The following is a 12643-nucleotide window of genomic DNA, read 5'->3' as shown; positions in this document are numbered from 1 at the left end:
AATCAGAATTATCGAGTAGATCTAAATGATGATAATTTCGATTTTTAATTCCGTACAGAGTCCAATAGCTACATAATTTTCGTTTATACTCTTTCGAAAAAAGGGTGGATCTGCTTATTTTCTGTTAAAGATAAGAGAAGTGAACCACAATATAAACGTAATTATTTATTCCAACGTAAGTCAATCATTTAGCACATGAATTTGGAGGAATCTATATGCATATGCAATTAAAAGGAAAAACAGCACTGGTTACTGGATCTACGGCAGGGATTGGAAAAGCAATTGCCACTTCATTAGTAGCGGAAGGAGCTACTGTACTTATTAATGGACGCCGTGAAGAAAATGTTAATCAAACGATAAACGAAATTCAAGCGCAGTATCCGGATGCTATCCTTCAACCCGTAGTAGCTGATTTAGGAACAGAAAAAGGGTGCCAAAATGTGATTGAAAAGTACCCTGAAGTAGACATTCTTATTAATAACTTAGGAATTTTTGAACCTGTAGAATATTTTGATATTCCTGATGAAGATTGGTTTAAATTGTTTGAAGTCAATATTATGAGTGGTGTTCGACTTACTCGCTCGTATTTAAAACAAATGATTGAAAGAAAAGAAGGAAGAGTCATCTTTATTGCTAGCGAAGCAGCTATTATGCCATCTCAAGAAATGGCTCACTATAGTGCGACTAAAACGATGCAACTCTCACTTTCTCGCAGTTTAGCTGAGCTGACGACAGGAACGAATGTGACTGTTAATACTATAATGCCTGGTTCGACTTTAACGGAAGGAGTGGAGACTATGTTAAATAGTCTTTATCCTAATGAGCAATTGACAATAGAAGAAGCTGAGAAGCGATTTATGAAAGAGAATCGACCAACCTCTATTATTCAAAGACTTATTCGACCAGAAGAAATTGCCAATCTTGTCACTTTCTTAAGCAGCCCACTTTCTTCAGCAATTAATGGTTCCGCGTTGCGAATAGACGGGGGATTAGTACGTAGTGTGTTTTAAAAAATTAAAAACAACATAATATTCTGTTGAAGGTAAAGATGGTAAGGCAAATGAGTTGTATTTTATCTATTAATGGAAATATACAAAAAGTAAATTGCGACATGCAAACAGCCGAATTTTCTACTATAAGAAAAATTCGGCTGTTATTTTTTACTTGTTGTAAAGGATGGAAAGCTTTTAAGGTTGTGGCACGCCTCTTAAGACAAAGATAAGGCGAAGCAATCCCGCTGTTATTTGTATTATTTAGTGAAAGTTACCAAACGTTTTTCAACACTATTTTCCCAATTGCTTTATTTGACTCCAAATATTCATGTGCTTGTGCAACTTCATCAAACGTAAAAGGTTTAGAATCTAGCAATGGTCGAAGGTGTCCTTCTTCTACTATTTGCGTTAGTTTAGTTAAAATTTCCCCGCAAGCGTCACGTTTATCTGTATGTAATATTTTTAACGCCATAAAAGTAACGTGCAGAGAGAGTCCTTTTGCGTGTAAAGGAGAGAGGTCATGGGTTGAACGAGCAGCGATTGTTACGACGGTTCCATTGACCGCAGCAGCTTCAAAAGAATGATCAAGATTCTTGCCGCCTACTGTATCAAATATAACTTCAAATCCGTTTCCGTTCGTATGTTTTTGTACATATTCTTGAACAGATTCTTCTTTATAATTAATAGCTATGTCGGCTCCTAGACGATGGGCTATGTCTATTTTGCTTTGCTGAGAAGCGGTTGTAAAAACTTTAGCGCCTGCCCATTTAGCTAGTTGAATGGCTACGTGTCCTACGCCACCAGTAGCTCCATGAATGAGAACATTTTGACCAGGTTTAATATTTGCACGATCAAATAAAGATTCCCAAGCTGTAATTGCAACTAATGGTAGAGCAGCTGCTTCTTCCATTGTTAAATTTTTAGGTTTGTGAGCAATTAATCGCGCATCAGCAAGCATAAATTCTGCAAGTGCACCTCCAGTTTCTCTAAAACCTCCGGCACATCCGTATACTTCATCCCCTGATTTGAATTTCGAAACACCTTCTCCTACTTCAATAACAATACCAGCTACATCGCCGTGTAATATAGCTGGAAACTCAGGAGCGACTGCTGAAACAGCGCCACTACGCATTTTTGTATCGATTGGATTTACACTTGTTGCTTTTACATCGATTAGAACATGACCTGGTAAAAGTTTTGGTTTTGAAACTTCTTCTAATTGAAATACAGATGAATCCCCAAAAGAATGAATAATTTGTGCTTTCATAGTTTATACCTCCTGTTTGTGGTTATAGCATAGCAAAGTGCGAAAAATAAGTATAATATTTTGAATTTGGTTAGTGAGAATTTTATATAAAGAAGAGGAAAGTGCATGAAATGAAATAATGTAACGTACTTCTAAAAACTACTGTAAAGCTTTTTGAAGAAAGGGTAGATGTTATTTTTGCAGCATGATTTATTATTACTCACTTAGTATAGGTACTTAAAAGTGCCTACATCACTTTAAAGTACGTACTGTTATTCATGTTATGGCCGATTTATAATAACACTCGTAGCACAAAGAAAGTTATAACGATTACAATCGGCAACAATGTGGTGTTGCAGTGTTGCTTATGAATTTTGAGAAGAAATATGAAAAGTATAGATTTATATGAATGAAGGAAAGTGAGTGAAACACATGGAAAAGTTTGCGAACCATTTTGGATATAATCGTATGTTTGCGAAAGATCAACTTACATTAGGAGTTCACATTCCGATTGAAAATTATCAGTTTCATGCTCCAACGATGGAAAAACAAGTAGAGTTAGTACAAAAAGCGGAACAATATGGTTTTACAGGTGTATGGCTTCGCGATGTATTGCTGCAAGACCCTGACTTTGGTGATCCTGCAACAGGTCAAATTTACGATATGATGATTTATTTGACATATTTAGCAAGCAAAACAGAGAAAATCGCATTTGGAACGTCGGCAACTGTATTGTCACTTCGTCATCCATTGCGTGTGGCGAAAGAAATTGCTACATTGGATCAACTATTTCCAGAAAGAATTATGCTTGGCGTTTCATCCGGTGACAGACGTGCTGATTTCAAGGCGTTAGGTGTTAGTCATGAAACACGAGGTGAAAAGTTTAGAGAAGCGTTTGCTTACTTGGAAGAAATTTTGTATAAAAACTTCCCGTCTATCCAGTCGACACTAGGAGAAGTTCATGGTGCGAATTTAGTTCCAAAACCGTCTAAGCATATTCCAACCTTTATTACAGGTTTTAGTCAGCAAAATATGGACTGGTTCGCTGAACATGGAGATGGATGGATGTATTATCCACGTAGTCCAGTACATCAAGCGGGAGCAATTGGACAATGGAGAGAACTAGTAGAGGATTATCATCCAGATGTATTCAAACCATTTATACAACCGATGCATTTAGATTTATCTGAAAATCCAAATGAACGTCCTACACCGATCCGTTTAGGTTACCGTACAGGGCGTAAGGCACTAATTGAATTACTTGATATATATAAAAGTATTGGTGTGAATCATTTATTCCTTGCTCTATTTGATGGTCAACGTCCAGCTGACGAAGTATTGGATGAGCTAGGAGAAGAAGTACTACCTCATTTCCCAGCATTGTAAAGGAGTGTAAAGAATGAAAGCAATAGGACTTATGCAATATGGAGATAAAAGTGTACTACAAGAGATTGAAATGCAGAAACCGCTATTGGGAGACAACGATATACTGATTGAAGTATATGCAGCTGGTGTAAATCCTGTGGATTGGAAAATACGTGAGGGTTTACTTCAAGACGTAATTTCTTATGACTTCCCGCTCGTTTTAGGATGGGATGTTGCAGGTGTAGTTGCTGCTATAGGAAAAAACGTAACAGCATTTAAAGTGGGGGATGAAGTATATAGTCGTCCAGATATTGAACGAAATGGTACGTATGCAGAGTACGTGGCTGTAGATGAGAAGTATGTAGCGAAAAAACCGAGAAATCTATCTTTTGAGGAAGCAGCATCAATCCCTCTAGTAGGTTTGACAAGTTGGCAAAGTTTAGTGAAATTCGCTAATGTTCAAAAGGGTAATAAGGTTTTAATTCATGCTGGATCTGGCGGGATTGGTACGTTTGCTATTCAGCTAGCAAAAAGCTTCGGTGCACATGTTGCAACTACGACTAGTACGAAAAACATACAGTTTGTAAAGGATTTAGGCGCTGATACTGTCATTGATTACAAAACAGAAGATTTTTCTTTGCTTTTGCATAATTACAATATTGTATTTGATGTGTTAGGCGAGGATGTACTAAAGGATAGTTATAAAGTACTTGCACCAAATGGAAAGTTAGCGTCTATCTATGGTCCGAAAGGTATGGAAATTCTGCAAACTGAAATAGCAAGAGAGAAAAATATTCAGAGTGACCATATATTTACTGAACCTAACGGATATGAACTTTCTCTTATTACAGAATTAATTGAGGGCGGGAAGATTAAACCTGTTGTAACACATGTGTTGCCTTTACATGTAGAAGGCGTAAAAAAAGCACACCACATAAGTGAGTCAGAACGTGCTCTTGGCAAAATTGTATTGAAGAAACATTAGTAAAGTATGAGGTTTTAGAGACAATATTTTGCTAAGTAGCGAATGAGCTTATATATTCTATTCTAGCAATTGTTTTAAAAGGGAGAGAACAAATGGATTCAATGACATTTCTTTTATTCGGAGCGACAGGGGATTTAGCGAAACGCAAAATTTACCCTGCTTTATATAAACTATTTAGTAATCAAAATATACCACAATCTATTTCGATTATCGGTATTGGCAGAAGGGCAATGTCAGATGTGGAATTTCAAACAAAGGTGGAACAATCCCTTGCTACATTTTCTAGAATATCTTCTGATGACGAATCAGGAGTAGAAGAATTTATTAGCACATTTCGTTATTGTCAATTAGATACAGCGAATATAGTGGGCTATCAAGATTTACTGAGCCTTGTAAAAAAGCGTGAAACAGAATTAAATATTTCTGAAAACCGTATGTTTTATCTATCTGTTGTACCAGAAGTATTTGATGTGATTGCTTTAAATATTAAAGAGAGTGGATTGTGGACTACAAAAGGATTAAACCGTCTTATTATAGAGAAGCCTTTTGATTATAATGTAACGTCTGCTCGCGAGTTTAACCGAAAATTAATTGAAGATTTTGATGAAACTGATATTTATTATATCAATCATTATCTTTGAAAATGAATGGTAACTAGGAATACACTTAGAAAAGTATTACAAAATAAATAGTATTTAATTCAAGACATTTTTATTGACGATAATAATTTATGTGGTTAATATACTAGACATAGGATTACTTAATTACTAAAAGTAATTAGATATAAAATATTTCGTTAAGTTCTATAAATAAGTAAGTTGCAGTAGAAATGCTTTGAATTGCCACTATTAATATTGGGGACAATGAGAGAGCGAAAGGTATAAAAAGAATTGGAATTAGATAACTCTTTGTTTTTTATAAAAACAGGAAGTATAAGAGTATGAGCTTCTGTACAATTCATTTTTAGTATATTGAAGAGGATTATACAACAAGAGGGGGACTGAACTTGGAATCAATGACCTTTGTTTTATTTGGAGCGACAGGGGACTTAGCGAAACGGAAAATTTACCCCGCGCTATATAACTTATATAGAGATCAAAAGCTTCCAAAGCAAATATCTGTTATCGGGCTTGGAAGACGTCAAGTATCTCATGAAGATTTTCAAGAAAGAATAAAAGAATCAATAGAGACGTTTTCTCGTCAGAGGGAAGAAGGTACTCCGGAACTGGAAGGTTTTTTAGATAATTTTCGCTATTGTCCATTAGATGTGAGTAAGCCGGAAGACTATGAGAGATTATTACAAGTCGTTCGTGAAAGGGAAGAAGAACTACATATAAAAGGTAATAGAATGTTCTATCTTTCAGTTGCTCCTGAATTTTTCGAGACGATTGCTTTAAATATTAAGGAAAGCGGACTTGATAAAACGGATGGATGGAAACGCCTGATGATTGAGAAACCGTTTGGGCACGACCTTACATCTGCTCGTGAGCTGAATGATAAGCTTAGTCGCACGTTTGAAGAAGACGAGATATACCGTATCGATCATTATTTAGGTAAACCGATGATTCAAAACCTTGAAGCGCTAGAATTTGCAAATCCTGTTCTCCAGTCGATTTGGAATAAAGAACATATAGCGAATGTACAAATTACAGCTAGTGAAACGGTTGGGGTTGAAGAAAGAGCTGGATATTATGATCACGCAGGAGCCATTCGAGATATGGTTCAAAATCATATGTTACAAATATTAATGATGACTGCTATGAATCTGCCGGAAAAGGTTAATGCGTGTGAAATTCGAGAGGAAAAACGAAAGGTAATGGAGACGCTTCGTAAAGTGAAAAAAGAAGACGTTCAAAACCATATCGTTCGCGGTCAATACGCTTCAGGAGAGATAAAAGGTGGGCAAGTTGTAGCATATAAAGAGGAACCAGGAGTAAATCCTTCTTCTAACATAGACACATTTGTTGCTGCTCGCTTGTGGATCGATAATCCGTTTTGGACTGGCGTTCCATTTTATATACGAACAGGAAAACGAATGAAAGAAAAGTCTACTCGTATTGTAATCGAATTTAAAAATACGTTAAAACAGCAATATCAAGATAATAATCCAAATGCAGAACCTAACTTATTAATAATTGAAATTAGCCCAGGTGAGAACGTTTCATTACAGTTAAATAGTAAAAATCCATTGAAAAATGGAGAAATTGAACCGATGCGTATTAACTTTACTTGTGAGCAAGCGGATGTGGGAGTACCTGAAGCGTATGAAAGACTCATTCATGATGCTGTGAGTGGAGACGCTACATTCTTTGCACATTGGAGAGAAGTTGAATTGTCATGGGAATGGGTACAACCAATTCTTGAAGCGTTCGAGGAAAACTTATTACCGCTTCATGAATATGAGTCTGGTTCATATGGTCCAGAAGCGTCTAATGAACTGTTGCAAGAAAGTGGATTTAAATGGTGGTTAGATCAAGAGACGGAAAAATAAGTACTTTCTTTCATGAAAGCATTTAGGGGGACGATTACTATGACACAAAACATAAATCAATTAGCAGTGAATACACTTCGTACGTTATCGATTGATGCTATTAATGCGGCAAACTCAGGTCATCCAGGTCTTCCGATGGGAGCAGCACCAATGGCTTATGCATTATGGGCGAATCATTTAAATTACAATCCTAATCACCCAGAATGGTTTAACCGTGATCGTTTCGTTTTATCGGCGGGACATGGATCTAGTCTGTTATATAGCCTGCTTCATTTAGCTGGATATGATGTTTCAATTGATGACTTGAAAAACTTCAGAAAGTTAAATAGTAAAACACCAGGACATCCTGAGTTTGGTCATACTTCTGGAGTCGAAGCGACGACAGGCCCGTTAGGACAAGGGATTGCCAATGCTGTCGGAATGGCAATGGCAGAAGCGCATTTAGCAGCGAAGTTCAATAAGGATGGTCACTCTATTATAGATCACAATACGTACGCTTTAGTCGGAGATGGTGACTTAATGGAGGGTGTCGCTTATGAAGCGATGTCAATGGCAGGACATATGAAACTTGGCAAGTTAATTGTACTGTATGATTCAAATGAAATTTCACTTGATGGTGAATTAGGCATTGCTTTCTCTGAAGATATTCAGAAAAGGGCAGAATCTGTACATTGGCAATATGTAAGAGTTGAAGATGGAAACGATGTCGATGCTATTACAAAAGCTATTCAATCAGCGAAAGAAAATACGGATCAACCTACTCTTATAGAAATTAGAACTATTATAGGTTATGGAAGTCCAAAAGTTGCTGGAACGAACAAAGCACATGGTAATCCGCTTGGAGTAGAAGAGGCAACAGCGACAAAACAAGTGTATGGTTGGGGTTATGAGGAAGATTTCTTTGTACCTGAAGAAGTAAAAGCTCATTTTAATGAACTGAAACAAAAAGGTATTGAAAAAGAAAATGACTGGAATGAGCAGTTCAATTCATACAGAGAGTCGAACCCTGCACTAGCAGATGAATTAGAAAAAGCGATTACAGGTGATGTTTTAATTGAAGCGAAAGACATTCTATCCTTTGATATTGAAAAAACGATTTCCACTCGTGTTGCAAGTGGGGAAGCTATTAATCATTATGTGAAATCAATTCCTTCTATTTTCGGTGGAAGTGCAGATCTTTCTCATTCCACTATGACAGATATAAAAGGTGAAGCTGTGTACGCGGTAGAATCGTATGCTGGACGAAATATATACTTCGGTGTACGTGAACATGCAATGGGCGCGGCAGCGAATGGACTGGCTCTCCATGGAGGAGTAAAACCTTTCGTAAGTACATTCTTTGTATTTAATGATTACCTTCGTCCATCGATTCGACTGGCTGCACTGCAAAATTTACCTGTTACTTACGTATTTACACATGATTCGATTGCTGTAGGAGAAGATGGTCCAACGCATGAACCAATTGAACAATTGGCAGCGCTTCGAGCAATTCCTGGTCTAACAGTTATCCGTCCGTCAGATGCAAATGAAACAGCAAGTGCTTGGGCGTATGCTTTACAGCAAACGGATGGTCCAGTCGTTTTAGTACTGAGCCGTCAAAATTTACCGGTGTTTAATGAAACGAAAGCGAACATAGAGAATCTCTCTAAAGGAGCTTACGTATTAACACAAACGAATGAAAATCCGGATGTAATTTTAATTGCGACAGGTTCTGAAGTATCCTTAGCTACTAGTGCGAAAGCAAAATTAGAAGAAGATCAAGTTTCTGTTCGCATCGTTGCAATGCCGAGCTGGGAGTTATTCGATCGCCAATCGAACGAATATAAAGAATCCGTTCTTCCGTCTTCTATAACGAAACGAGTATCTCTTGAAATGGGTGTATCTCTAGGTTGGGAACGTTATGTAGGACAAGAAGGAAAAGTACTATCAATTGAAACATTTGGAGCTTCAGGAACTGGAGCTGAAGTCATGAATCTATTTGGATTTACGACAGAAAATGTTGTTCAAATTACAAAAAATGTGTTGAATTCTTAAGCTATGACTGTGAATACCTTTCTGTACATACTAACATTTCAGTACTGAAAGGTATTCCAGATTGTAGTGATATGGATTTTTAATAAAAGATGATTTGAGGAGGAATTATATTATGCAAGTAGGATTAATTGGGTTAGGTAAAATGGGATTAAATTTAGGGAAAAATTTAATGGATCATAAACATGAAGTAGTAGCATTTGATTTAAATACGAGCGCAGTAGAAGAAATGAAAGAGTACGGGGCAACGGGTACATCTAGTTTAAGTGAACTTGTTCAGTCATTACAATCACCAAGAATTCTTTGGGTAATGGTACCACACGCTGTTGTTGATTCTGTTATTGATGAGGTTACACCACTTTTATCAAAAGGAGATATTCTAATTGAAGCTGGTAATTCACATTATAAAGAGTCTATCCGCCGATATGAGCAATTAAAGAAAGATGGCATTCACTTTATGGATGCAGGAACTTCTGGCGGAATGGAAGGCGCTCGTAATGGTGCTTGTTACATGATTGGAGGAGATCAAGAAGCTTGGGACATCGTTGAACCTATCTTCCGCGATACTGCTGTAGAAAATGGATTCTTATATGCTGGAAAAGCTGGTAGTGGTCACTTCTTAAAAATGGTTCATAACGGAATTGAATACGGTATGATGGCTGCTATTGGTGAAGGATTTGAGATTCTAGAGAAAAGTGAATTTGACTACGATTATGAAAAAGTATCAAGAGTATGGAACAACGGTTCAGTCATTCGTTCTTGGTTAATGGAATTAACAGAAAATGCATTTTCTAAAGATGCAAAACTGGATGAAATTAAGGGTGTTATGCATTCTTCTGGTGAAGGAAAATGGACAGTAGAAACAGCATTAGACCTTCAAACAGCAACTCCTGTTATCGCAATGTCTCTATTAATGCGCTACCGCTCATTAGACAATGATACATTTACAGGAAAAGTTGTAGCAGCTCTGCGCAATGAATTTGGCGGACATGCAGTAGAAAAGAAATAAAGTGAAACTTTAATAAGTAGGGGCTTTATTCCACATCAATCGGGCTTTTACGGGATAAGCATATTAAACATGTAACTCATCAACGTTTAAAAACTGGAGGGAATTGATCATGAAATTTTTTATTGATACTGCAAATCTTGAGGACATAAAAAAAGCATATAAACTTGGAGTTTTAGCTGGTGTTACAACGAATCCTTCTTTAGTAGCAAAAGAGGGCGTTAAGTTTGAAGACCGTATCGCAGAAATTTGTCAAGCAGTACCTAAAGTTGAGTCTGTTTCGGCAGAAGTAACGCCAGATGCTGTTACAGCTGAAGAAATGATTGCTCAAGCAGAAGAATTAATTAAAATTAACGGTGGCGATAAAAATGTCACGATAAAACTTCCAATGACGCTAGCAGGATTAGAAGCTTGTCGCTATCTTACTGAAAAAGGTGTGAAAACGAACGTTACACTTATTTTCACTGTGAACCAAGCACTTTTAGCTGCTCGAGCAGGTGCAACGTATGTTTCTCCATTTTTAGGACGCTTAGATGATATTTCTGAAGATGGTGTACTATTAGTTGCTAAAATTGCTGAATTATTCGATGTTCATCAATTAGATACACAAATTATTGCGGCTTCTGTCAGACATCCAGATCATGTAACTCGTGTAGCGATGGCAGGTGCTCACATTGCAACAATCCCTTATAAAGTAATCGAGCAACTTGCTATGCACCCATTAACAGACCAAGGTATTGAGAAATTTGCTGCGGATTGGGCGAAAGCTCCTAAATTATAATGCATGAAAGTGAAGGTGCTTTCCGAAAATTGCTTTTCATGAGAGGACAAATCCTAAGTAACTTCATCGTTTAAACTGGATCCTGATTTTGTAGTCTTACTACGTGAAAAAAGCAGAGATGAAAGTGTCATTCACTTTTAAAAAAGGAAAAATTGATCGCGCGAAGCGTTTATCACAATAACATTATAATTATGAAAGAGAAATCCCCTTATTAGAGAGATGAGTTATAGTGTATCTCTAATAAGGGAGATTCTTTTTATATAAATCATTATGATGTGAAGATGCTTTTAAACGTATAGCAATATGTAAAGGTATCTTTTACTCAAGTAAGAACTATATAGGTTCTTTTAATTATATAGTAATTATGAAAGGGTTTACATAAAGGGGGATTGAGTATGAATATGTACCTTTTAATTATTACATTATTATCAATTGTAATTGTTATTTTAGGGGTATCGTGGTGGAGATGGCATGCGTTTATTAGTTTAACGGTTGCAAGTTTGTTTTTAGCAATTATGTCTGGAATGCCAATGGATAAAATAGTGAGTGCTTATGAAACGGGAGTCGGAAGTGTTCTCGGGCATTTAGTAGGTATTTTAGTATTAGGTACAATTTTAGGGAAAATGATGGCAGAGTCAGGTGCTGGAATGCAAGTGGCAGAGTTCTTTATTAAATCCTTTGGGATAAAAAACTTACCATGGGCTATGTTAATTGCAGGTTTTATTATTGGAATTCCGGTGTTTTTTGAAGTAGGTATTTTAATATTACTGCCGTTAGTAATTTCAATTCATAAAACAACGAAACAAAATATTTTATTGATAGCATTACCAGCAATTGCTGGGCTATCTGTCGTACATGGCCTTGTTCCTCCGCATCCAGGGGCAATTGTAGCAATTGGTATTTATAAAGCGAATCTTGGGAAGGTACTATTGTATTCACTCATTATTACATTTTTTGCAGCGATTATTGCAGGTCCTATATTTGCGAAATGGATTCACAAACGTGTAATTCCTGAAAATGAGCCAGAATTGATTCGTGTAAATACAAAATCAACGAAATTACCAGGAATAGGAGTTTCATTTTTAGTTATTTTGTTACCTGTTATGTTAATGGTTTTAGCTGCAGCAGCTCCTTATGTGCCTCTTTCTACTACTTTGATGAAGACTGTCACATTAATCGGTAGTCCTATCATTGCACTATTGATTGCATGTTTTGCAGCGTTTTATTTTCTTGGATTTCGCCAAGGTATCGATAAAAAGGCTATTAAGAAGGTAACAGAAGATAGCTTATTACCAATCGGTTCAATTGTTGCGATTATTGGTGCTGGCGGGGGATTTAAGCAAATTCTTATCGATAGTGGCGTAGGGAATGCTATTGCTCAAATGTCTGAGCATTTAGCTCTATCCCCAATTGTATTAGCATTTATAGTAGCAGGATTAATTCGAATTGCGACAGGGTCAGCGACAGTCGCTTTAACAACAGCAGCGGGTATCGTTTCGCCAATCGTTGAAAATACAACAGGTGTGAACTTAGAGTTACTCGTTATTGCAACAGGTGCAGGAGCATTAATGTTTTCACACGTAAACGATGCTGGTTTTTGGATGGTAAAAGAATACCTAGGGTTAACAGTGAAAGAAACATTTAAAACATGGACGGTATTAGAAACGTTACTTTCATTTATCGCTTTTGGAGGAGTTTTACTACTCGATATGTTTGTTTAAGATAAAGATGTTTCTATTTAGATAA

The 12643-nt window shown here is 36.7% G+C and carries 10 protein-coding genes; 9 read left to right on the top strand and 1 reads right to left on the bottom strand.

What is annotated here, in order from left to right; genetic code table 11:
• Positions 1-215: 215 nt before the first annotated feature.
• Positions 216-1010 (top strand): SDR family NAD(P)-dependent oxidoreductase, encoded by a 795-nt coding sequence (locus tag QCI81_RS03805; RefSeq protein ID WP_000551091.1) that lies wholly within the window; start codon positions 216-218, stop codon positions 1008-1010.
• Between the two features lie 253 nt (positions 1011-1263).
• On the opposite strand, the gene QCI81_RS03800 is transcribed toward QCI81_RS03805, so the two are convergent.
• Complete coding sequence (locus QCI81_RS03800) at positions 1264-2259, bottom strand: zinc-dependent alcohol dehydrogenase family protein (protein WP_071731205.1); 996 nt, start codon at positions 2257-2259, stop codon at positions 1264-1266.
• Positions 2260-2670: 411 nt separating this feature from the next.
• On the opposite strand from QCI81_RS03800, the gene QCI81_RS03795 reads away from it, so the two are divergent.
• From QCI81_RS03795 to gntP, 8 genes are all read left to right on the top strand, one after another.
• Positions 2671-3624: an LLM class oxidoreductase gene (locus tag QCI81_RS03795; protein WP_071731204.1), complete on the top strand. Its 954-nt coding sequence runs from the start codon at positions 2671-2673 to the stop codon at positions 3622-3624.
• A gap of 13 nt (positions 3625-3637) precedes the next feature.
• On the top strand, positions 3638-4588 hold the full coding sequence (locus tag QCI81_RS03790) for an NADP-dependent oxidoreductase (protein ID WP_071731203.1): 951 nt from the start codon (positions 3638-3640) through the stop codon (positions 4586-4588).
• A gap of 92 nt (positions 4589-4680) precedes the next feature.
• Entirely contained in the window at positions 4681-5229 is a 549-nt protein-coding gene (locus QCI81_RS03785; RefSeq protein WP_000377932.1) for a glucose-6-phosphate dehydrogenase, read from the top strand.
• A gap of 365 nt (positions 5230-5594) precedes the next feature.
• Positions 5595-7079, top strand: coding sequence for a glucose-6-phosphate dehydrogenase (gene zwf, locus QCI81_RS03780; protein ID WP_071731202.1), 1485 nt, complete (start codon positions 5595-5597; stop codon positions 7077-7079).
• 39 nt (positions 7080-7118) lie between these two features.
• A complete protein-coding gene (tkt, locus tag QCI81_RS03775; protein WP_071731201.1) occupies positions 7119-9113 on the top strand; it encodes a transketolase in 1995 nt (664 codons plus the stop codon).
• A 112-nt stretch (positions 9114-9225) separates the two neighbouring features.
• On the top strand, positions 9226-10119 hold the full coding sequence (gene gnd / locus QCI81_RS03770) for a phosphogluconate dehydrogenase (NAD(+)-dependent, decarboxylating) (RefSeq protein WP_001195925.1): 894 nt from the start codon (positions 9226-9228) through the stop codon (positions 10117-10119).
• A 109-nt stretch (positions 10120-10228) separates the two neighbouring features.
• Positions 10229-10897 carry a fructose-6-phosphate aldolase gene (gene fsa, locus QCI81_RS03765; protein WP_000667692.1) on the top strand — a complete coding sequence of 223 codons (669 nt, stop codon included), beginning with the start codon at positions 10229-10231 and terminating at the stop codon, positions 10895-10897.
• Positions 10898-11292: 395 nt separating this feature from the next.
• Complete coding sequence (gene gntP, locus QCI81_RS03760) at positions 11293-12618, top strand: gluconate permease GntP (RefSeq protein WP_001057601.1); 1326 nt, start codon at positions 11293-11295, stop codon at positions 12616-12618.
• Positions 12619-12643: the final 25 nt, after the last annotated feature.

Source organism: Bacillus cereus group sp. MG20 (assembly GCF_040459885.1).
GTDB classification, from domain to species: domain Bacteria; phylum Bacillota; class Bacilli; order Bacillales; family Bacillaceae_G; genus Bacillus_A; species Bacillus_A cereus.
This window is presented reverse-complemented; position numbering and strand designations above follow the sequence as displayed.

What these genes read in the sequence shown, in the direction of transcription:
- fsa (WP_000667692.1), top strand. Translation starts at nt 10,229, where the DNA reads ATGAAATTTTTTATTGATACTGCAAATCTTGAGGACATAAAAAAAGCA.
- QCI81_RS03795 (WP_071731204.1), top strand. Translation starts at nt 2,671, where the DNA reads ATGGAAAAGTTTGCGAACCATTTTGGATATAATCGTATGTTTGCGAAA.
- QCI81_RS03790 (WP_071731203.1), top strand. Translation starts at nt 3,638, where the DNA reads ATGAAAGCAATAGGACTTATGCAATATGGAGATAAAAGTGTACTACAA.
- gnd (WP_001195925.1), top strand. Translation starts at nt 9,226, where the DNA reads ATGCAAGTAGGATTAATTGGGTTAGGTAAAATGGGATTAAATTTAGGG.
- QCI81_RS03785 (WP_000377932.1), top strand. Translation starts at nt 4,681, where the DNA reads ATGGATTCAATGACATTTCTTTTATTCGGAGCGACAGGGGATTTAGCG.
- QCI81_RS03800 (WP_071731205.1), bottom strand. Translation starts at nt 2,259, where the DNA reads ATGAAAGCACAAATTATTCATTCTTTTGGGGATTCATCTGTATTTCAA.
- QCI81_RS03805 (WP_000551091.1), top strand. Translation starts at nt 216, where the DNA reads ATGCATATGCAATTAAAAGGAAAAACAGCACTGGTTACTGGATCTACG.
- gntP (WP_001057601.1), top strand. Translation starts at nt 11,293, where the DNA reads ATGAATATGTACCTTTTAATTATTACATTATTATCAATTGTAATTGTT.
- tkt (WP_071731201.1), top strand. Translation starts at nt 7,119, where the DNA reads ATGACACAAAACATAAATCAATTAGCAGTGAATACACTTCGTACGTTA.